This is a genomic window from Bacillus sp. 179-C3.3 HS, from assembly GCF_047229225.1.
Taxonomy (GTDB): Bacteria; Bacillota; Bacilli; order Bacillales; family Bacillaceae; genus Bacillus.
Genome location: NZ_JBFEFT010000008.1, coordinates 1 through 21,054, shown reverse-complemented (window position 1 = coordinate 21,054; position 21,054 = coordinate 1). Strand labels below are relative to the sequence as shown.

The window sequence follows — 21,054 nt, the reverse complement described above, 5'->3', positions numbered from 1 at the left end:
CAAGAAGAGCCGCTCGTCAGTTAGCGGCTTTTATGAAAAGGGCTTTCTCCCATTGAAAGTCATGTGTTGAAATCAATGATAAATCCCTTAGAATATCCGTTTTTTATTTCCCATTCACCCAGTCATATATGGAACGTGCTGTATTCGTGATCCCATCAGAAAGGGCTTGACCAGCTTTAGAGAAAGCATTAAAACTTTCCATGTCTTCAAGCTGCTTTTGTTTTTCAGCTAGGTCCTTTTCTGTGACGGCTGTACCTAAGATGGATGCTTCCCGTTCTTGATCATCGTTGACTTGTATGGAGAAAGCTCCTTTCAGTTGCGGATCATGATACCCCTTCATTTGCAGCATCCCATTGTTGGCTTGCTGCATCCCAAGTAGGACGCCGAAAAACAGAACCAAACCTAATAAAATGGTTTTTCCGATAAATGAGCCCATGTCTGTCACCACCTTAAGAACGTTTTTTCTCACCCTTTGCTCCACCATCCACCTTTTCTGCGTCCCAGAAAATATCACTGAACACATCAGCCGCCGCATTGGATGCATTTTTTAATTCTTCCATGTTGTTATCTACTCCGCCAAATTCTAATAGGAGGGCTTTATCAGATAAATCTTGATTATAGATGCCATTATCGCCGATTTCCCCCTTGGCAAACACACCGATACTGAGTCCTTTATACTTCTTCTCCATCATATGGTGAAAGGCGGTTGCCAGCTTTAAATTCTTTTCATAGTTTGGATTCTTTTTGCCTACAACAAACGCAATTCTCGCATATTTTTTCCCTTTGATATCAACGGTCGTATGTTTCTTTCTTCGTGAATCTCGGTGAATATCGATGAAATATGCTAGATCGTCATTTTGTGCCATGGCTTCTTTTACGACCGTTCTTGATTCATTGTAGGACTGTGGATATTTCAACCCTTTTTGCAACAGTCTTTTCTCAATTTCCGTTTTGTCCACGGTATTGCCAATGCCTTGCTGTTCAAGCGCTTTTCCAAACATTTCACCAACAAGGGTCACGTTGACTTTCGAGTGCCTCGCATTGTTTGGATTGGTTTCACCTTTTAAAAATGGCAAATATGATTCCGTATTATGTGTGTGATAAATGTAAACGGCTTTCCGTTTTCCTGTCGATTGATTCGGCTCTTTCGTTGGCTTCTTCTGCACATCCTCATTGAGCTTGTCCAGTTCTGCTAGGTTTGCCTCTTTTTCATCCTTGATGACTTCACTTGGTGGAGGCGATTCCATTGGCATGTTGGTATAGTCTGTTCCTTCACCAGCTAAAATGATTTTTGTATCGAAATGTTCAAATCCTGGTAACTCTCTCCCGAGAAAGCTACGTGGGTCCTCTAGATTGATACTTGTTGCAAGTTTCAGGGATAGACCCGACAAATGAATGCCTTTTTGATCTTTCGGAACAGCCGAGGCGAAATATTGATTCTCCATCCCCATCAGCGTGGCAAAGAATGCACCAGACAATTCATCTGCCACACCATATAACGATGCTTGAGGTCTTAGTTCTGGCTTTAATGATGTCAAAGCCCCTGACATGACAAACATCACAACAAGGGCAGCAATAAACAAGAAAATACTTTTGACTACTTTGGTTCCATTAATCGCAACAACCAACTGTCGAGGACGGCGGGGTCTCTTTTTCATCATTTACTCCCTCCAGCAAACTTTCTAGTAATTACACTATGAAAGAGCTAGAGAAAGTAGAACCGATTAATGGTTATAAGAACCCATGTTATCTTGCGAGATTTTTTGATGGAGCGCTGTATTTAATCCATTCGCTAAAACGTTTGCCATATCATCTATGAATGTATCCACTTCTTTTGGCGTCACCATGAGATTATGACCTAACGGGGCAAGCACTTCATGGATCAACTGCCTTTTTTCTTCTTCAGGTAATGTACCGACTATCCCTAAGAAGGATTGGCGTGTTTCTTCATCCGGTAAATCTTCTTCCTTCAGGACTTTTTTCTTCCCGAATGTAAGGCCAGCAGGGACAAGTGAGCGAGAGGGTCTATCATCCTTCAGTTCTCGTCCAAAATGCTTCAACACATAATCAATGGTGTCACTCGCAATTGTCACTGCATCAACAACTGTCGGCACACCAATCGCAATCACAGGTATACCTAACGTGTCCTTGCTCAATTCTTTCCGTTTATTCCCTACACCTGATCCCGGATGAATACCAGTATCAGAGATTTGAATCGTTGTGTTCACTCGCTCAACTGCACGAGCAGCAAGCGCATCAATTGCGATCACAAAATCTGGTTGAGATCGTTCAATGACACCTTGTATAATGTCACTCGTTTCAATACCAGTCAGCCCCATCACACCTGGAGAAATTGAAGAAACGGGGCGATAGCCTTCCTGTACACTTTCGGGTTGCAATTCAAACAGGTGCCGGGTTACAAGTAGATTTTCAACCGTAAGAGGGCCGAGTGCATCCGGCGTCACATTCCAGTTGCCAAGCCCCACCACAAGGCAGCTGGCATCCTCTTGAATTCCTTGCTCTTTTAAAAATTGTGCAAAATGACGAGCAAAGACCTCCACTACCTTTTCTTGCATCTCAGAGTCTTTCTCTCTGATACCCTGCGCTTCAAATGTGAGGTATGTACCCGCTTTTTTACCAGTCAGCTCTTGTCCTTCTTTCGTAATCTCTACAGCTCGGATGCGGATGCCGTGTTCTTCCTTTTCTTTCTCGATAATTCCTTGAATACCGTCCTCTTTTACAACATTAGGATCGTTCTCTTGTTCTAGTATCTCTTTTGTTTCAACTGCCAAGTCCGTTCTGATTTGATATGCACTTAAATCAAGTTCTTCTTTCTTCATCGAAAGGCTCCTTCCACCACGTCATTAACAGTAGTCTTTCCATCTCTCGACAGAAACATTCCAGCCCTTCATCAATGAAAAATACTTTACATTTATATTGCAATCTAAAGGTGTGTTTGATAGAATACAACTTGTTCTATTGTGAAGATTTAACCTTAAGACAATTGTGTTTAGGTTGTATCTTAGGAGGTGAAACACATGCCAAATATTAAATCAGCGATCAAACGTACAAAAACGAATAACGAACGCCGTGCACACAACGTAACAATCAAGTCTGCGATGCGTACTGCGATTAAACAAGTTGAAGTTTCTGTAGCTAACAACGATGCTGAGCAAGCTAAAGCTGCTCTTGCTTCTGCTACAAAACGCATTGACAAAGCCGTTAAAACTGGTCTTGTACACAAAAACGCAGGTGCGCGTTACAAGTCAAGACTTGCGAAACAAGTTAACGGAGTTTCTGCATAATGATTGCAACGCCTCAATCATGAGGCACCTGTTTAACTGTACGTCCGTCCAGACCGGCACTGCCTTATGGACAGACTGGCAATTATACATGTACACAAAACGACCCTCTTGATAGAAGGTCGTTTTTTTGTGTCATGCCCCCAACAAACGGAGCAGGAACAGTTCTAATAATAGTTGTTTGTCCTTTTTACCAGTTTTCATTTCATAATCAATGGTTGAGAGCTCTTTGACAATTTGTTTTAGCTCCTCTTCTGAAAACAGACGCGCTTGATCCATTGCCAGCTTCACCCGAAATGGATGAACCTTTAAATTTGACGCAATTTGTTTTTGACCATAGCCTTGCTGGGCGAAATATTTCGTTTGTAAAATGAGGCGAAATTGATTTGAAATGAGCGCCAATATTTTGATTGGTTCTTCATTTTGTTTCAGCAGGTCATAAAACGTTTGCATGGCCTCTGAGCGGCGTCTATTGACAATTTGATTGATGAGTTCAAAAATGTTCTGTTCTAAACTACGCGCCACAAGTTGATTAACATCAGATAATTCGATTTTTTCTCGTTCCCCAATATATGTACTAAGCTTTCGAACTTCTTGAAAGATAGCGGATAGACTTCCACCGCATAACACGACAAGCTGTTCAGCCGCTTCTGTTGTGATGACCTTCCCTTCAGTCTTTGCCAATGTAACTGTAAAATCTGTTGTTTCTTTCGGGTTTAGTTCTTTTGCTTCTACCATCGCCGCTTTCTTTTTTAACAATTTCGTGATTTTCTTTCGCTCATCCAGCTTCTCATAAGGCGCTAGTAACGCAAGAATCGTATAAGGTGCTGGTTTTTCTAAATAAGACTCTAAAACAGAAAGCTGATGTTCTATTTTTTCTTTTTTCTTTTCAGCAGTTAGAAAATAAGGATTCTTGATGACAACTAGACGCCGCTCTCCCATAAACGGAAAAGTTTCTGCATCCGTGATGGCCTGTTCAAGTGGCACTTCTTCCATATCGAATATGGAATAATTAAAATCCTTCGTTTCCTCATCAACGACAGCTTGTTTTAATTTAGTCGCTGTTTCTTGGAGTAAATACGTTTCTTTTCCATATACACAATAAACGGGATGAATATCCCCTTTTTTCAAGTTGTTCCATACATCAAACACCATTCGCTTAAATCCCTCTCTTTCACTTCCTCCTCTCATCCTAAAGTGTACGAAGACATTAGTAAAGAGGAAGCTGAAAGTGCCGCCTCCTCATTTATAGTAAACGTCTGACGCAAGCTCCCGGGTTAGCTCACGGTCAGACGATGTTCATAAAATGATGGATAAAATGGAAAACGGTTACTTTACCTTCTAGCAATTACAATCAAGTTCAAGTATACTAAAATTAGCCAGGAGGGATGAACATGAATGAATTTGAAAAAAATGTGCAAAGCAAGCGGAATGATGTGACCGACTCAGCTGTTGGTTTTTTTGTCACATTCGGATTTTTCGCCTCAATGTTTATTTTGGCAACTATTATACACCTCGTTGGATCTTAAACTTCATGAATGTCACTGACTGCCGTTTGGCAGTTTTTTTATTGGTTTTGTAAGATATCATATGGTGGGTATTGTGTAAAGGTTCCTCTCCTCTCAATAAAATTGTAACTGATACTTCCATCCACATCTGTCCGCAAAACACGTATGCCTTTCTCATTTAACTTTTCCATCACTTCCTGATGGGGATGCTGATACCGATTGCCTTCACCTGCTGATATGAGCGCATATGCAGGCTTCAAATGCTGGAGCCACTCATCACTTGTTGACCCTTTACTCCCATGGTGTCCCACTTTCAGCACGTCTGCACGCAAATTTGGGTATGCTTCAACAATGTCCCGCTCCCCTTCTTGTTCTAAGTCTCCCGTTAACACAAACCGTTTACCGCCAAGCGTAAAACTAAGCACTAGTGAATCATTATTTTTACTTGTCACCCGATTTGGTACCGGATGAAGCACATCAAAGGTTTCTCCGCCAATCAAGAGCTGATCTCCCCGCTCTAATTCTTCAATTGGAATGCCTTTAGAAACAGCCTCTTTTAAGATCTGTGCATCATCTGAATGTCGCACAAAACCTTTAGGTACGACCAGCCGCTTCACTTTGTTTCGTTTGATTAAACGAACAGCCTCACCCGCATGATCTTGATCCGCATGTGTCAGAATGAGCACATCAAGTTTCTTTATGCCTTTTGAATGTAGAAAGGGAATTAGTGTTTGATCAGCGATTGTAGAGACTTTGCGCCTTTTTGTCCACGGTTCTTGTTCAAACGTCAGTCTCCCCCCTGTATCCACTAATATGTGACCCTTTCGATTTGGGAGCTGGATAAACAAACTATCGCCCTGCCCTATATCCAGCATCGTCACTTCACCATGTTTGTCAACATTCGGCGTAAAGTAGTGCAACGCAAAAACGCTAATCAAACAGATCATGGTTAACACCCAAGGTGCCACAGATTTCCTGCACTCAAGCACAAACAGAAAACATATCATCGCTATCACTTCGAGCACTACGTGCCACCAAGAAGACTTTATAAATATAAGATGAAACCCATCAAAAGCAGACATAAACGCTGATACATGATGACTAAACTGGATCATGATATCAAGAAGTTGGAAAAGCTTCTGACCAATCGGGAGATAAATGATTGAGGCGATAAAACTAAGCAATGACGCAGGCATAACAATCGTTGTATAAAAAGGGACAAAGATCATATTGAGCGGAACGCTTAGTAAAGAATACTGTTGAAAGTGATATAAAAGAATAGGAAGTGAGGCAAGTTGTGCAACAAAAGAAATGAGGAATAACTGCATCCATGCGCTTTTTGCTTTTGATAAAATGTTGGCAGATAATAAGATGACAAACGTCACCACGTATGAAAGCTGAAAGCCGATATCAAATATATACAGCGGCTGAATGATCAGTAACAGAAGAAATGACACGCTTAATACCACCGCAGAAGGCTGCTTCATTTCTTTTGGTAAGCTCGTCATGATGACATATAATCCAGCCATGAGACAAGCCCTTAAAACAGATGGCGCAGCACCTGTTAAACAAGCATAAACCGGCAGGAAACCTAGTAAAATCAACCGAGAAGTCTCTCTCGTGACACCGGCACGGAGCATACACCAGAATAAACAGGCGAACAACGTTTGAACATGCAGTCCCGAGATCGCTAATAAATGAATAATTCCGAGTGTTTGATAATCTCTTAGTGTATCAGGATCAATCAGCTCTCGTTCTCCAAACATGAGTGCCTGTACAATTCCAACTGAACTTTTTGGAATATGCTCTTCTAAAAATCGTAACCCCTTCTGTCTCATTGTTTCGAGAACATGTGAGGAGCGATCTTGCTTCACACAGCTTGTGATGGATTGCAGCAAGAATATCGCATCAATGCCTTTTGTTTTTAAAAACTGTTTGTATTGAAATCCGTTAGGAATGGTGGCTTGTTTAGGTAATCGAATTTCCCCTGTCATTTGACAGCTCATCCCTGGCTCGACATTGAGCAACGCTTCTTTTTCACTTTCGGTTTGAATCGTATAAAAAGCCGCTAGTTGAACTTTCTCATGAGAGACAGTTGCTGAGAATCGATTGCCGTCTACTTTTGGTATACTCTCAATCTGGACGACACCCGATAAGAAGGTGTCTTTTACAGAATGGGATGCGCCCAGAGATTGATGAATCATAAAAATACACATATAGATGGATCCACACAAACTAACAGTTAGAAATAGCTGAGGGATTTGTTTATAAAGGCTAATAAGGAAAAAAATCAGAAGGAAGAGAAGAAAATAGATAGGAAGACCAAATGCGGCTAGGGCAATTCCGACAGCTGCTGAAATTGCCCCAAACGGCAAATAGTTAAACATAGGAAGTAAATAATTGATTTGCCTTTTCGTGCATGGCGCGAATCTCCGTTTCGTGAACTCCCGATTCACTTAGCTTGCCAATTAAATCTGCAACAAAGGCTAACTTTTCTTGATTTTTAAGGTCAATAATCATTTCGTCTAACTCCACCTGTTCCGTTTGAACACCCGCTTGTTCAAACAAATCAACGGCGTATGGGTGGTTTTTGTAATCCTTCGCATAATATACTGTTTGAATTCCCGCCTGAATAATGGCTTTACAGCACTGTAAACAAGGATAGTGGGTCACATAGATTTCAGCATTTGCTGTAGGTGCACCGAACTTAGCACATTGTAAAATCGCGTTCATTTCTGCATGAATGGTACGTACACAGTGATGATCAATGACATAACAACCAACATCCGCGCAATGGACATCTCCGGCAATTGACCCATTGTACCCTCCTGCAATGATACGCTTGTCCCGTACGATCGTCGCCCCAACAGCTAATCGCTCACACGTACTACGTAACGCAAGCAAATGGCTTTGTGCCATAAAATATTGATTCCACGAAATTCTTTCCACGAGCTGATCCCTCCAATTGATGTATGCTATTAAGTGTACATGCCTTCCTTCTATGCCGTCAATTTTACTTGACGATCAATTGACCTTTTAGCCGTTCGACGGTCTTCTCTCCAAATCCCGATATATTCCGCAAGTCTTCTATGGTTTGAAATTCACCATGTTCTTCTCTATAGGTAATGATGGCTTCCGCTTTAGCTGGTCCTATTCCACTAATCGTTTGCAATTCTGCCGCATCGGCTTGATTGACATTGACCCCTTGGTTCTCACCATCATTCGGTGAAGTACTAGCAGTTGACGAATTGGTTGGTCTCCCTTCTTCTCCTCGCTTTGGAACATAAATCATCATACTGTCTTCTAATTTGGCTGCTTGATTGATTTCGATTGTATCTGCTTTACTTGTAAAACCTCCTGCCCTTTTGATTGCCATTTCAATGCGATCGTCTGATTGGAATGTATACACACCTGGTCTTTTGACAGCTCCTTTGACCTCTACGACAATCGCCGTCGATTGACTACTTACACGCTCCTCTTTTTCTTCTAATGGCACTTCTTTCATTTCCTTTACGACGATGGGTTCAGCTTTCTCTTCGCCTTTTCCTATTAAAAAGAATAGACAGGTGATGATCACAAGGAATACACCGGCTACGAGATACAGTTTGTATTTTTTCAATGCAATGAGTCGATTCATTTACGCACACTTCTTTCAATCATATTTTCCACCACCAAATCATACTGTTTAGAAGATAACAGATCCTATGGCATAAAAGGAGGGAGAACGTTTGAATATCGGATTAATCGGTACAGGAAACATGGGTACCATACTCACTGAGGCATTTATTGAATCAAAGGCAGTCAATCCCTCATCCATCACCATCACAAACCGGACCATTGAAAAAGCGTTCAATATAAAAAAGAACCATCCAGAGCTTGAAGTAACCAAACAGCTTTCAAGGACTGTGATGAATAAAGATTTTATTTTTGTTTGCGTGAAACCACTTGATATTTATCCATTGCTAAAAGAGCTGAGCCCTATGTTGACAGAGCAGCAAACCATCGTCATTATTACGAGTCCAGTTCACCCTGAACAACTTCAGGATATCGTCCCTTGCCAAACAGCTCGGCTCATTCCTAGTATTACAAACCGTGCTTTATCTGGCGCTTCGCTCTTAACATTCGGTTCCTCTTGCAGTACGTCGACCAAAGAAACTTTAAGAGAGCTTGCTTCCCGTATATCCAGACCAATCGACATCCAGCCTACGATCACAAGGGCTGCTTCGGATATTGTTAGCTGCGGACCTGCTTTTATTAGCTTTCTCGTTCAGAAAATGATTGACGCTGCGGTTGAAGAGACAGACTTGTCAAAAGAAGAAGCCATTACTTTATCAGAAGAGATGCTTGTAGGACTTGGCCGTTTGATTGAAAAAAAGGTCTATAACCTCCCTACTCTCCAAGAAAAAGTGTGTGTAAAAGGTGGTGTCACTGGGGAAGGTATCAAAGCACTTGATGCAGGTGTTCAAGATATGTTCCACCAACTCTTTCGAAACACCCACCATAAATACGATGAAGATCTTGAAGCTGTTGCCCATCAATACCCACCTAGTGTGTTTACTGATGATCGCAGAAATTAATTTCTGATGCAACTAACGAAAAAAGGGTTTTAAAAAACCATCGTTCCATTAAACGATGGTTTTTGGTTTCTTCGCCGAGAAAAAATATCTTTCAGCGGATTCTGTAGGGGCTTCATTCGTAAAATCAGCCGTTACTTCAATACTTTCAAAGCCAACAGACTTCAAAAGTGCAACATATTCCTCTAAGGTAAACGTGCGCTGTTCATGCGTTTCATCATAACGTTGGTACACATCTCCGTCTTTCACGAAAAAACTTAAATCATGGATGACTGAGTACACGTCTTCTCCTTGTTCACTCTGCCAAATATAACTGATGTCTTCATCTTGATCTGCAAAAGTGGAACCTACAAATACCTTTTCCATTTTATAAGGCGTGTGCACATCAAAAAGTAAAACCCCACCTGCTTCCAAAACCTGAAACATGTTTTCAAAGGTTTTTTTTACATCATTTTCATTTTTTAAGTAATTCAAGGAATCACAGCAAATGACTGCTGCTTTAAATGCTTGATCAAAGCCATCAAGCTCTCTCATATCTTGATGTAAAAATTGAATTGAATGGTGCTGTGCCATCGCTTTTTGCTGTGCGAGTGCTAGCATATCTTCACTCAAGTCGACCCCTGTCACTGTATGACCTTTTTCTGCCAAACGAAGTGAGATCTCACCCGTCCCACAGCCTACGTCAATGACGGTTGCATTTGACTCAATATGCTGCTTGATCCACTCTACCCATTCATCATAAGGTGCATGAGTCATAAGCTCATCATACACACCTGCAAACCCTTGATAAATCATGAGTTAATGCCAAGTGATAGCGTTTCTCTCGGCGCATCTCCCCATAACTTTTCTAAGTTGTAATATCCTCTTTCTTCTTTGTGGAATACATGGGCAATGACATCCCCTAAATCAATCAAGACCCATCTCGCTTCATCAAAGCCTTCCAATTTCTTCACGTCAATTCCGTTTTCTTCGGCAAGTTGCTTTACTTCACGTGCAATTGCCTGTACTTGTTTATCCGAGTTCCCGTGGCAAATGAGAAAGTAATCTGCCACAAGTGAAATCCCCTGCATATTAAGAGCAATGATATCTTCTGCTCGTTTATCATCACACGCTCCTGCTGCGATGTTTAAAATTGTTGATGCGTCCATTCAAAATTCCTCCTTATTTGTTCTTTTGAACAAGCGAGTTGTAGGTAGCCAGTGTATCAGGATAGACAGGTTGATTCTTTTTCATTAAAAAGTGGATCGTGTTTTTTAATGATTGGGTCAATGCGCTATCTAAATGATTTTCCGCTAACGCTCTAACTTCTTCTACACCAGGAAAGTGACGACCTGGTTCAATATAATCAGCCACATAAATCACTTTTTCAAGTAATGACATGTTTGGTCGACCAGACGTATGGAATTCAATCGCATTTAGAACCTCTTCATCGTCTATTCCCACTTCTTTTTTGACCAAATATGCACCGACCGGGGCATGCCAAAGTTCCGGAGAATAATCGAGCAATTGTGGGTTCATCCGTTCTTTTTGTATGATGCCCTTCATTTCTTCTTTTGGTCTGAATTTAGCATAGTCATGAAAAATAGCGGCGATCTCTGCTTTTTTTACATCTGCACCGAAACGTTCCGCTAATGTCATGGCTGTATTCATCACACCAATTGTATGTGTATATCTATGCTCCGTTAACTGCTCTTTGACACAATTCAATGCCTCTTCACGATTCATATAGATGATGCTCCTTTATATAACGCTCGACGGCGTCCGGAATTAAATAATCAACCGGTTCCCCTAGCTTTATACGCTGTCTAATCAATGTCGATGATACATCAAAAAGTGGCACATCCGCAAATAAAAGGGGATAGGTTGTTTCCCCTTGATACCCAGGTCTTTTCATCCCGATAAAGGTAATCATTTGAAGCAAATCTTGAACTCGATGCCACTTTGGCAAATAATCCACCATATCTGCTCCAATCATAAAAAAGAACTCTTCATGAGGATGGCGCTTCTTTAATAATTCTACCGTCTCCACCGTATAAGAAGGACCCTCACGCTCCAATTCAATACATTCCAACCTAAAATGCGGGTTAGACTGGATCGCCGCTTCTACCATTTTCGCGCGATGATGACTGTCGGCTCGTCTTCTATCTGTTTTATGAGGCGGGTGATGATTCGGAATAAACCAAATTTCATCTAGCCCCAATTGAAAACGAACCTCATTCGCCATCAGCAAATGCCCATTATGCGGGGGATCAAATGTCCCCCCGAATAACCCTATTTTTTTCATGTCATTTCCACCTTTATGGCAGCTTAATCTGTTTATTTTCCTTTGACTCTTTATAAAGGACAATCACATTTCCGATCGTTTGAACGAGCTCTGCTTTTGTTCCTTTTACAAGAGCTGCAGCGACATCGCTTTTATCCTCATCGCAATTTTGCAATACGCTGACCTTCAAAAGTTCTCTTGCTTCAAGCGCCTCGGAAATTTGCTTGACCATATTGTCATTTACTCCACCTTTCCCCACTTGAAAGATCGGTGTTAAATGATGTGCTTGTGCACGTAAAAAACGTTTTTGCTTCCCTTTTAACATGGTGTTCCTCCTAATTTCTCTATCACAATTGACTTCATTTTTCTAGCGTCAGGTGTGGTGCCTGTCCATAATTCAAACGCTCTAGCCGCTTGACCAACAAACATACCAACACCATCTACTGTTTTTAAACCTAACCTTGCTGCATCATTCAGCAGTTTTGTTTCTAATGGATTATACACAATATCACAGACGACTGCTGTTTTCTTTGCATTTGTTAAAGAAATCGGCGTTTCATCTATATTTGGATACATGCCAATCGAAGTCGTATGAATGATCACATCATAATCCCCGAGACGGTTTTCTGCTTTACTTAAAGTAAGGGCATTTGATGTGATGTGTGCATCCGTACTTTCAATTAATGCTTCTGCTTTTTCAATGGTACGATTCGTAATATCAAATCGTTTCGGTGAATGATCAGCAATCGTTGTATAAATCGCTCTAGCCGCTCCGCCAGCTCCAATCATCAGGAATGACAGCTCTGACAACGGCTGATCTAACGTATCAAGTAATGAGTGAAGAAAGCCTTCTCCATCCGTGTTGTACCCAACGAGTTGACCTTCTTCAAGGCGCACAGTATTCACCGCTTTTAATCGTTCAGCTGTGACATCAATTTTGTCAAGGTACTGCATGATCTCAACTTTGTGCGGGACAGTGACATTGAAGCCACTCACTCCTAACGCTTTCATGCCACGGATGGCATCCGCAAGATCACGTTCTTCGACTTGAAAGCCATGATAATGTCCGTCTATCCCAGCATCCTTTAATGCAGCATTATGAATATCCGGAGACATTGAATGGCCGACAGGGTTGCCGATTAATCCGTATAAAGGTTTCAAGGTCTCTCCCCCTTTGAACTTTTAAATTAACGACCGTCTCACAAAGACATGAACACCTTTTGGCGCATAGACTTTGATTTGTTTATCCGATTCATTCGCTGTCACCCAGCCTAAGCCTGAAAATACAATATCCATCTTCGGCTGATCAATGGTAAAGGTATGAGGAACGAGTGGCGGAAAATCTTCCAAGCCTTCTTTTGATGGAGGTGAAAGCAGCTCTCCTGCATGCTTTTCATACAACTCATCTGCGTTCTCTAGCTTTGTGCGATGAATATTGAGCTCATTTGGCATATAACACACAAACGATGTTCTGCCGCCTTTTACATAATCAAAACGCGCAAGCCCGCCAAAATAAAGCGTTTGAGCTTCATTTAACTGGAACGTTCTCGGTTTCAATTCTTTCTTCGGCGTTAAGATTTTCAAATCACTTTTGCCCACATAGTGAGCCATTTGATGACGATTGATGATGCCCGGTGTATCAAACAAAGCAGATCCATCATCCAGTGGGATCTCAATGGCATCAAGGGTTGTACCCGGATATTGAGATGTCGTAATCACATTTTCTTCTCCAGACACTTCTTTAATAATTCGATTGATAAATGTTGATTTTCCAACATTCGTACAGCCGACCACATAAACATTTCGACCCTCACGATAATGATCAATGGCTTCCATTACCTCTGGCACACCTTGACCTCTACTTGCACTAATCAAAAAGACATCTATCGGATTCAGACCGTTCTCTTTTGCTTCCCGCTTCATCCATTGAACAAGGCGATCTCTTTTCACCGATTTTGGTAGAATATCGGCTTTGTTACCGACAAGTAAAATCGGATTACCACCAACTATTCGGCTTAGTCCATTGATCCAACTCCCATTAAAGTCAAATATGTCGACAACTTTTACAATAAGAGAATCTGTCTCGCCAATGCTGTGTAAAATATTTAAAAAATCGTCTTCTGTTAAAGAGACGTCTTGCAATTCGTTGTAGTTCTTTAACCGAAAACAGCGCTGGCAAATCACATCTTCTTTCAATAGAGATGCTGCCGGCGCATATCCTAATTGATCTTTATCTTCCGTCTGAATGGCTACACCGCAGCCAATACAAACCACTTTTTCCATTGTTACTCTTCCTCCCACTGAATGTGGCCCTTGCGTTTTAAGGCTCCTAAAATTCTACGTTCAATTTGTCTGTTAAACTTCGTGAAAAACCCGTCTGAAGCCGCTACAGGTACCACCAAAATGGTATGGAAGCCATGCCTGTTCCCACCCAAAACATCCGTCATGAGCTGATCACCGATGACAACCACATCTTCTTTGTTTAAATTCATATCGGCCACTGCCTTATTAAAGGCTCTGCCCATAGGTTTTCTCGCTTTATAAATAAACGGGATTTGAACCGGTTCAGAAAATAGCTTGACCCGCTTTTCGTTATTGTTCGATACAATCGTCACTTGTATCCCGTGATCTTTCATCTCTTGAAACCATTCAATTAAACGCGGAGTCGCACTTGGGCGATCCCATTCTACTAGTGTGTTATCTAAGTCCGTAATAATTCCTTTTACGTTTCGTTCTTTTAGTTTTTGCGGCGAAATATGAAAAATACTTTTCACAAATTCATCCGGTAAGAAATACTTCTTTAGCACAATTTGCACCCTTTCTTCCATTGGTTTTTCAGCGTTTGTGTCGAATCACATCACAATTTGTCCGTCTATCGAATGCAACGAAAAAGTTTTCGACAAATGATGAGGACCTTCAACAGGTGTGGATAATTTTACACACATTATCAACCTATATTTCATCATGCTTTTATTCAATTATAAACACTCTACCCACAAGTTATCCACTTAACCATGTGGATAACAGAACGATTGTTCTTGTTTCCCATTCATGGTAGATTAAAGGTACTTCAAAGACATTCGATCAACCTACGATGATATGTCTTTTCCTTCAGCTTTATGCCAACTTTTTCAGGGGAGGTGTTTTTCCCATCATATGGGTTTCTAGTATGAAAAAGCTGTCAGATGATTTACTTATAGAATCGTATTTTAAAGCACATGAAATGAACTTAAATCGCGATTTCATTGAATTAATTGAGACAGAAATGAAAAGACGTTCGCTCGGGCATATGCTCTCTGTTTCCTCTTAATTCCATCACACGAGGAATCATGCCTCCCGAGCACTCTCCTTTTTAAAACTCAGGTGACTGATATTATATCACTTGCGCTATAGGCTTACTACTATTTTCCGTAAAAAACACCCCTTCTCATGTAAGAAGAGGTGTCTTAATTGCTAAGCCCATCATTCCAAAACCATAACCCTCCACCAATGACAAGAATGACCACAAGGAAGACAACAAGAAAAGCGTAACCAATTCCTCCTCCTTGGGCTTGATAAGGTGATACTCCAGGATAAGCATGAGGACATCCCCACATATCAGTTACCTCCTTATGGGATGATTACTGTTAGACTATGCAGATTTGCTGGTCTTGTTTAGGCTAATGGGCATCCTTTAAAAATGTTTGATGACGTCATGCTTTTTGATTTCATGATAAATGATTCTCGCGCCTTTAGGTGTCATATGATTGCCAGAAGGATCAATTAAACCCGACTGAATCAAAGCGTGATCGCTATTTTCACCAGCTTCTCGTATAAAAGCTTGCCAGTTATCTATGAGCGGGGCATGCATATCTTTAGCGATTTGTCTCGTTATCTCATTATAAGAGTTTTGCCATGCTCTCGCACCGCCTCTTTCAACAAAATAAGATGACTGATATCGTGAGTAATAATATAAGCCCTTTTTTCCGCCTTCAACAATTGGTACACAGGTCATTAGAATCGGGGTCACCCCTTCTTTTCTACTTTCAGAAATGAAGTACGATACATTCTCTTTAAACCGTTTTTTCGTGACACGGGGGTGTTTCCCGTCTAAAATGGCTGCATCATTTGTACCAAACATGATAAGCACGTAGGTTGGTTTTTGATCTAACACATCCCGCTCAAAGCGAAGCCTCGCATCCTCTGTTGTCTGCCCGCCAATTCCAGCATTTATCACCTGCATTTGGCCACGCTCGACATTCTTGATAAGGTTCACCCATTTTTCGGATGATGGATAATCTCGATAATCCCAGTTTGATCCTTTTGTATTGCTGTCACCAAACGCAACGATGCTTTGCTGGGTTGGTTGTGAACACCCAGCAGACACACACATCAAGATGAACAGCAAGACGTATTTCTTCACAACATTCACCTCCAAAAGCTCTCTTCATATCGTAAACGACAAGACTTTTGGTTTCAATGAATGACTGTAACAACTTACACACTCACATTTCATGCTTGAACACCCTCTTCTTTTTTCAAAGAAAAAAAGCCGGCCATGACAGGCCCGCTTTTCTGTTTCACGTTTGGTTTCTCTCTTCAACTGTCGAACGTTGCTTAGAATTCATATAGACACTCTCCTTCTTGAATTTGTTTTTGAGCCCATAATAATTTCTGATAATACTGATTGGACTTTTGATATTCTCGAGAGGCTTCTAAGGCTGTCGCAATTTCTAGTGAGATATCCTCTATATAAGAGTATAGGCTAAGTTTTTCCAAATAATCAATGGTTTTTTGCAGCTGCTCTTCATTGATCGTCTGAACATACAAAGCATCCAGATATTCAAACATATGACAGAACAACTGGTCCTCATGCTTCTTAGCGGCTAATTTACCATTCTCTAAAATACGCTGTGCTTGCGCCTGTTCATCTTGTTTAAAAAGCAGTTTCGCAAGCGTATAGAGGGTGTGAGGGAGCGTGGGGAGCTCTTCTACTTCTGCAAGTTCAGCAGATTCTGTTAAATATTGTTCAGCTTCTTTCCTATAGCCAAGCTCACCATAACATTTACCTAAATTGTATAAGGCCGAACTATAGATACGGGGGTGATTCATTTTTGAGGCGAGCTGTTTGGCCTTTTGTAAATGCGGCAACGCTCGATCCTTTCGTTTTAAATCTTGATAATTGCCTGAGATCACAAAGAGGCATTGAATAATGCGAATGGCATAATCATCATGCTGATCATAAATATCAAGTGCTTTTAAAATGTGGTGCATGGAGACATGTGTTTGTTTCATAATATAGTAGGCTTCAGCTACTTTAAAATGAAATTCAGCTTGTTCAATATCATCCCGTACCATTGACAACTGTTTCTCTGCCACACGATAATACTTGACAGCCTCTAGATACTCTTTTTGACTAAATTCATGCATGCCACGAAAAAATGCATGGTAATAGTGCAACATATCTGATAACTCATGATTGGAGTTTTCAATTTTATCGACAAGATTAGATACCGAGAAAGGTTGATATTTTGAAGGGTGTATATAGTCAAGCATGATTTGATGCCGTAAGCACATGAGCTGATAATAAATCAATAAATGCTGGTCCTCTTCCATCTGCTTGATTTCTTCTTCGACTTCCGATTTTAAAATTTCTGCATCTGGAACACTGAACTGCCGAATCATTCGATACCATTCATTAATTTTCATCCCGACATGTGAAGAAAGAACCTTCCCCATGTTTCGAAAAAACCCCTTCCTTTTCGATCATCTCATAATTACATATTTTAGCACGCTTCTAGACCGCCATTCACCGCAAAGAAACCGCAAACATATGAGAATACATATGAGAGAATGAATCCACCCATGTTCAAAAAGATGAATTTTTCATCGTACAGACACAGACAACCCCACCCTCACATACATTTGAGGATATAGGCAAAGGCCTAAACTTGGTGGAGGTGAAAATCGTGGCAGGCGTATTTACAGTGATGGGATTGATGATCAAAGAATTGGTGTTTTTGGTGTCCTACGTCAAAAACAATGCCTTTCCCCAACCCCTTTCAGGAGATGATGAAAAAAAATACTTAGCCCTCATGGCACAGGGGGATGAACACGCAAGAAACATGCTGATAGAACATAACCTTCGGCTCGTCGCCCATATTGTCAAGAAATTTGAAAATACAGGGGAAGACGCAGAAGACCTCATCTCCATCGGGACAATTGGGCTGATAAAAGCCATCGAAAGCTATTCATCTGGGAAAGGAACGAAGCTCGCAACGTATGCAGCGCGGTGTATTGAGAATGAGATCCTTATGCATTTACGTGCGCTCAAAAAAACAAAAAAAGATGTCTCCCTGCATGATCCCATTGGTCAGGATAAGGAAGGCAACGAAATTTCATTAATTGATGTCTTAAAATCAGAAAATGATGATGTGATCGATACGATTCAGCTCAATATGGAGCTTGAAAAAGTAAAGGAGTATATCGACATTCTCGACGGTCGCGAAAAAGAAGTGATCGTTGGCCGATTCGGTCTAGATTTAAAAAAAGAAAAAACGCAGCGAGAGATTGCAAAGGAACTTGGGATCTCAAGGAGCTATGTGTCTCGGATTGAGAAGCGTGCATTAATGAAGATGTTTCATGAGTTTTATCGGGCGGAGAAGGAGAAACGGAAGCGGGAAAAGGGGAAGTGAATTCTGTTAAGAAACAGACCACATCAGGTCTGTTTTTTATTTCAGCTCTATTAGCTTCTTTCCTATTTTTTTATTTTAACAACATTTTCTGTGACACTATTTTATTGCTTCACGGAAGCCTTTGGAGATGCGCCCAGCCTACAGCCGGAATGTAGCCTGCGACGACTCGTTGACCGGAGGTGAGATGTTCACCCGTGATCGGGTCAACGCTTGTTGCTGCTCGTTTTGCGTCGTTTACACCCAAGTTTCATTGACAATATTCCCGCCATAATCGAACGTTTTTTCATACCAAAAACGGTTCGCTAGGGCTTCTTGTTATACTTTTTGAGATATTTTCATTCTTAGTGACATGTTTTTCAGACAATTATTGAAAGCTTTGTTTCATAACAAAAAAGCACTTTTTGCTTAGAATAACAATAAAGTGCTTTTTATTTTGCAGTCTCGACAATGATGTTTAATCTTTAAATATTTCTGGTATTTTCTCTCTCCAAATTAACAACAAATCTATGAAATCCTTCGTTTCAATTTTATTTTCAAGAGGTTCTTCAATCCTATAATGATGTTCAGCTACTGTCTCATCATTTTTAATATTTACACTGGTAGCATTCAATGTAATTTCAAAGTTCTCATATACTCCATCTATAACATTTTGAATATATCCTATATATTCATCCACTTCTTCTGTTGAAATATCTTGTATAAAATCTGAGAAAATACTTATTTCTTCTGGTAGTATTATTGCTAAATCACCAAATTGATCTTCCTTAAATTCGTATGAATATCTCATATAAGTTAATCACCTTCATAACAACCGCTGCACTATTCAGCTTTCTAGATTTATCAATATAAATCTTTGAATCATTCCTCCTCAAAAATGAAACATTAAATCTATCACTTGTGCTCTTTTCTAAAATTACTTAAAACTTAACTTAACAGTAGTTTCAAGATAGTTCCCTTCACTTATCGGTGCAACACAAATAATATCTTTTGCCCTTTGAATTACTTTAAATTCCGTTTCAATTAAATGATATATATCACTTAAATCCATATGCCCTACTCCTTTATTTAATAACTCTTTAAAAAGCAGGGCGGAATTTTTTTGAGATATCCCATGATATTATTACAAATAAACTTGACGTTATCTTATAACATCATTTGATAGTATCTCCACATTAATTGGGTCTATTGAGACAAAAAAGCGCTGAATATTAACTTCAGCGCTCTCTTGTATTAACTTTTCCAATTTAAATTATTAATCAATGGAAAATTTAAAATTATACTATCTAACAACTAACGAATACGTTAATTATCTGATTCCTGAAGAGCCTTCTTAGCTAAAGGCAACAGTTTATCCAATCAGACTTCGTAAATTATTCTTGGTTCTCTGGAACTTTTAAGAGTAGTTCTGGAGTTTTTTTACGAAAGCCTTATGTATGTCTTCCTCTTCGTCTACACACTTCATGTGCATCTTGACTTGATTTCCATATTTCGTTTAGAAACCCCATGCTGTGTTTTGTACATTCCTCTACCTCATTGGTTGAAATATTCTAAGTACAGTTAATCAAAACTCAATGATTAACGTTTAGAGGTTCTTGCTTCTGTACAATATATTTGTTCGTTTTGCTTGCCACTATCATACGGTAATCTCACTCACCAAAGCCTCTTTGGTTCGTTTCTTATTCAAATTCTATAGAACTCTCATTCTTACTACATCATGTATTCAATCTTTAGTTATTCAATATAATATTCTTCTTTAATCTTCATAGATAAGTCTTTAACCACATCAATTGATTCTGGATTTTTTTCCATATAAAAATTACATGCAGCAATCAAATACTGATACAATTCATCATAATTTACAATATCGTAATCATCGTCACCGTCACCAGAGTAAAATAAAACTTTATTTTCTCCAAAGTACCCTTCTTCTCCTTGTTCATATTCATCTGAGTAAATTACTCCATTATACTCCCGGCGCTCCCCTTCTTTATTTTTAAATTCCTCTAAATGTTGTAGAAAGTTACGTCCATTTACGTATAGATTTAAGACATCTATAACTGCCTCTTTAGTCAAATTATTCTGTTTCATCATCTCTATAAATTCTTCATATACGTTCATACTAATCCACCCATTCTAGTACAGGATAAGCATTCTCTATCTCTCCAGATTCTGAATTCATAATGCCTTCAAATTTCAGTTTTTCTCCATTATAGTCTGCTTGTCCTTGTATTTTTATCTTCTTTTGTTTTAATAGAGGGATTTCTCTCTTGCTGTTTAACCCTTCCACCATTGCCTCTTTACTTAAACTTATTATCTCTTCATCCGAAATAACCTTTGGATCATAAATCGTTTTTTTATACACCTTTTCCTTATTAGGTATTATTTTGTATTCACCTGTACCCTTCGTCCCTGTATAATCCATCTTCTCGTACTTTACTTTATATTCTAGATCGAAAACACCATCTATACTAGGATGTTTCTTTTTTACAACAGACTCCAACTCATACCTGTTAGATTTACTATCAAAGTAATTCTTAAACTCATCATAATTATGCCCACCACTAACACCATTGCGTTCAGTAAATTTTTTGATGGGGCCAATTGTATGTTCAACATAGTAACCTTTTTTAAATTTAAGATTACTCCCTCTGCTCTCAACCCCCATCTTACCATGAAACCCTTTCGCCCCAAACGGCAAAAGTGCCCCGAGCGCCGCATTCATACTGGCTTCCT

At 40.0% G+C, this 21,054-nt stretch carries 27 protein-coding genes and 1 pseudogene; 5 read left to right on the top strand and 23 right to left on the bottom strand.

Annotated features, from left to right (window positions below):
- Positions 1–103 precede the first annotated feature (103 nt).
- From AB1K80_RS07190 to gpr, 3 genes are all read right to left on the bottom strand, one after another.
- Positions 104–436 carry a YqxA family protein gene (locus AB1K80_RS07190; protein WP_412855935.1) on the bottom strand — a complete coding sequence of 111 codons (333 nt, stop codon included), beginning with the start codon at positions 434–436 and terminating at the stop codon, positions 104–106.
- A gap of 13 nt (positions 437–449) precedes the next feature.
- Complete coding sequence (gene spoIIP / locus AB1K80_RS07185) at positions 450–1,658, bottom strand: stage II sporulation protein P (RefSeq protein ID WP_412855934.1); 1,209 nt, start codon at positions 1,656–1,658, stop codon at positions 450–452.
- A gap of 66 nt (positions 1,659–1,724) precedes the next feature.
- A complete protein-coding gene (gene gpr, locus AB1K80_RS07180) occupies positions 1,725–2,840 on the bottom strand; it encodes a GPR endopeptidase (RefSeq protein ID WP_412855933.1) in 1,116 nt (371 codons plus the stop codon).
- 198 nt (positions 2,841–3,038) lie between these two features.
- Between gpr and rpsT the strand changes: the two genes are divergently transcribed.
- On the top strand, positions 3,039–3,305 hold the full coding sequence (gene rpsT / locus AB1K80_RS07175; protein ID WP_412855932.1) for a 30S ribosomal protein S20: 267 nt from the start codon (positions 3,039–3,041) through the stop codon (positions 3,303–3,305).
- Between the two features lie 132 nt (positions 3,306–3,437).
- Here the strand turns inward: rpsT and holA are convergent, their stop codons facing one another.
- Positions 3,438–4,457 carry a DNA polymerase III subunit delta gene (holA, locus tag AB1K80_RS07170; protein WP_412855931.1) on the bottom strand — a complete coding sequence of 340 codons (1,020 nt, stop codon included), beginning with the start codon at positions 4,455–4,457 and terminating at the stop codon, positions 3,438–3,440.
- Positions 4,458–4,696: 239 nt separating this feature from the next.
- On the opposite strand from holA, the gene AB1K80_RS07165 reads away from it, so the two are divergent.
- A complete protein-coding gene (locus AB1K80_RS07165) occupies positions 4,697–4,831 on the top strand; it encodes a YqzM family protein (RefSeq protein ID WP_412855930.1) in 135 nt (44 codons plus the stop codon).
- Between the two features lie 38 nt (positions 4,832–4,869).
- On the opposite strand, the gene AB1K80_RS07160 is transcribed toward AB1K80_RS07165, so the two are convergent.
- The 3 genes from AB1K80_RS07160 to AB1K80_RS07150 form a co-directional block, all read right to left on the bottom strand.
- Positions 4,870–7,197, bottom strand: coding sequence for a DNA internalization-related competence protein ComEC/Rec2 (locus AB1K80_RS07160; RefSeq protein ID WP_412856032.1), 2,328 nt, complete (start codon positions 7,195–7,197; stop codon positions 4,870–4,872).
- Positions 7,190–7,759, bottom strand: coding sequence for a ComE operon protein 2 (locus AB1K80_RS07155; protein ID WP_412855929.1), 570 nt, complete (start codon positions 7,757–7,759; stop codon positions 7,190–7,192). The genes AB1K80_RS07160 and AB1K80_RS07155 overlap by 8 nt, the downstream gene beginning before the upstream one ends.
- A 64-nt stretch (positions 7,760–7,823) precedes the next feature.
- On the bottom strand, positions 7,824–8,447 hold the full coding sequence (locus AB1K80_RS07150; protein WP_412855928.1) for a helix-hairpin-helix domain-containing protein: 624 nt from the start codon (positions 8,445–8,447) through the stop codon (positions 7,824–7,826).
- A 91-nt stretch (positions 8,448–8,538) separates the two neighbouring features.
- On the opposite strand from AB1K80_RS07150, the gene comER reads away from it, so the two are divergent.
- A complete protein-coding gene (comER, locus tag AB1K80_RS07145) occupies positions 8,539–9,387 on the top strand; it encodes a late competence protein ComER (protein ID WP_412855927.1) in 849 nt (282 codons plus the stop codon).
- Between the two features lie 48 nt (positions 9,388–9,435).
- Here comER and AB1K80_RS07140 read toward each other — a convergent pair whose 3' ends face one another.
- Genes AB1K80_RS07140 through AB1K80_RS07105 form a run of 8 tightly spaced genes read right to left on the bottom strand, consistent with a single transcriptional unit; the run spans position 9,436 to position 14,454 of the window.
- Complete coding sequence (locus AB1K80_RS07140) at positions 9,436–10,179, bottom strand: class I SAM-dependent DNA methyltransferase (RefSeq protein WP_412855926.1); 744 nt, start codon at positions 10,177–10,179, stop codon at positions 9,436–9,438.
- Positions 10,176–10,532: a ribosome silencing factor gene (gene rsfS, locus AB1K80_RS07135; protein WP_412855925.1), complete on the bottom strand. Its 357-nt coding sequence runs from the start codon at positions 10,530–10,532 to the stop codon at positions 10,176–10,178. Before rsfS ends, AB1K80_RS07140 begins: the two co-directional genes overlap by 4 nt.
- Positions 10,533–10,545: 13 nt before the next feature.
- The gene (gene yqeK, locus AB1K80_RS07130) at positions 10,546–11,109 is read right to left on the bottom strand and encodes a bis(5'-nucleosyl)-tetraphosphatase (symmetrical) YqeK (protein WP_412855924.1); all 564 of its coding nucleotides are present in this window, start codon (positions 11,107–11,109) and stop codon (positions 10,546–10,548) included.
- Positions 11,099–11,668, bottom strand: a complete 570-nt coding sequence (locus tag AB1K80_RS07125; protein WP_412855923.1) for a nicotinate-nucleotide adenylyltransferase — start codon at positions 11,666–11,668, stop codon at positions 11,099–11,101. The genes yqeK and AB1K80_RS07125 overlap by 11 nt, the downstream gene beginning before the upstream one ends.
- Before the next feature lie 13 nt (positions 11,669–11,681).
- Positions 11,682–11,972, bottom strand: coding sequence for a ribosome assembly RNA-binding protein YhbY (gene yhbY / locus AB1K80_RS07120; RefSeq protein ID WP_412855922.1), 291 nt, complete (start codon positions 11,970–11,972; stop codon positions 11,682–11,684).
- A complete protein-coding gene (aroE, locus tag AB1K80_RS07115; protein WP_412855921.1) occupies positions 11,966–12,808 on the bottom strand; it encodes a shikimate dehydrogenase in 843 nt (280 codons plus the stop codon). Before aroE ends, yhbY begins: the two co-directional genes overlap by 7 nt.
- A 21-nt stretch (positions 12,809–12,829) precedes the next feature.
- Positions 12,830–13,930: a ribosome biogenesis GTPase YqeH gene (gene yqeH / locus AB1K80_RS07110; protein ID WP_412855920.1), complete on the bottom strand. Its 1,101-nt coding sequence runs from the start codon at positions 13,928–13,930 to the stop codon at positions 12,830–12,832.
- Between the two features lie 2 nt (positions 13,931–13,932).
- Positions 13,933–14,454, bottom strand: coding sequence for a YqeG family HAD IIIA-type phosphatase (locus tag AB1K80_RS07105; protein WP_412855919.1), 522 nt, complete (start codon positions 14,452–14,454; stop codon positions 13,933–13,935).
- Between the two features lie 362 nt (positions 14,455–14,816).
- Between AB1K80_RS07105 and AB1K80_RS07100 the strand changes: the two genes are divergently transcribed.
- Complete coding sequence (locus tag AB1K80_RS07100; RefSeq protein WP_412855918.1) at positions 14,817–14,957, top strand: sporulation histidine kinase inhibitor Sda; 141 nt, start codon at positions 14,817–14,819, stop codon at positions 14,955–14,957.
- Positions 14,958–15,093: 136 nt separating this feature from the next.
- Here AB1K80_RS07100 and AB1K80_RS07095 read toward each other — a convergent pair whose 3' ends face one another.
- The 3 genes from AB1K80_RS07095 to AB1K80_RS07085 form a co-directional block, all read right to left on the bottom strand.
- Positions 15,094–15,243, bottom strand: coding sequence for a hypothetical protein (locus AB1K80_RS07095; RefSeq protein ID WP_412855917.1), 150 nt, complete (start codon positions 15,241–15,243; stop codon positions 15,094–15,096).
- A 77-nt stretch (positions 15,244–15,320) separates the two neighbouring features.
- Positions 15,321–16,049: an SGNH/GDSL hydrolase family protein gene (locus AB1K80_RS07090; protein ID WP_412855916.1), complete on the bottom strand. Its 729-nt coding sequence runs from the start codon at positions 16,047–16,049 to the stop codon at positions 15,321–15,323.
- 194 nt (positions 16,050–16,243) lie between these two features.
- Complete coding sequence (locus tag AB1K80_RS07085) at positions 16,244–17,365, bottom strand: aspartate phosphatase (protein ID WP_412855915.1); 1,122 nt, start codon at positions 17,363–17,365, stop codon at positions 16,244–16,246.
- 227 nt (positions 17,366–17,592) lie between these two features.
- Between AB1K80_RS07085 and sigK the strand changes: the two genes are divergently transcribed.
- A complete protein-coding gene (gene sigK / locus AB1K80_RS07080) occupies positions 17,593–18,321 on the top strand; it encodes an RNA polymerase sporulation sigma factor SigK (RefSeq protein ID WP_412856031.1) in 729 nt (242 codons plus the stop codon).
- 130 nt (positions 18,322–18,451) lie between these two features.
- On the opposite strand, the pseudogene AB1K80_RS07075 reads toward sigK, so the two are convergent.
- From AB1K80_RS07075 to AB1K80_RS07055, 5 genes and pseudogenes are all read right to left on the bottom strand, one after another.
- Positions 18,452–18,636 (bottom strand): annotated as a pseudogene (locus tag AB1K80_RS07075) (pre-toxin TG domain-containing protein); the annotation flags it as partial.
- A 139-nt stretch (positions 18,637–18,775) separates the two neighbouring features.
- Positions 18,776–19,108, bottom strand: coding sequence for a tRNA-Val4 (locus AB1K80_RS07070; RefSeq protein WP_412855914.1), 333 nt, complete (start codon positions 19,106–19,108; stop codon positions 18,776–18,778).
- A 126-nt stretch (positions 19,109–19,234) separates the two neighbouring features.
- Positions 19,235–19,369, bottom strand: a complete 135-nt coding sequence (locus AB1K80_RS07065; protein WP_412855913.1) for a hypothetical protein — start codon at positions 19,367–19,369, stop codon at positions 19,235–19,237.
- 683 nt (positions 19,370–20,052) lie between these two features.
- Positions 20,053–20,439, bottom strand: coding sequence for a ribonuclease toxin immunity protein CdiI (cdiI, locus tag AB1K80_RS07060; RefSeq protein WP_412855912.1), 387 nt, complete (start codon positions 20,437–20,439; stop codon positions 20,053–20,055).
- Position 20,440: 1 nt separating this feature from the next.
- A partial coding sequence (locus AB1K80_RS07055; protein WP_412855911.1) for a CdiA family toxin C-terminal domain-containing protein occupies positions 20,441–21,054 on the bottom strand: 614 nt, incomplete at its 5' end.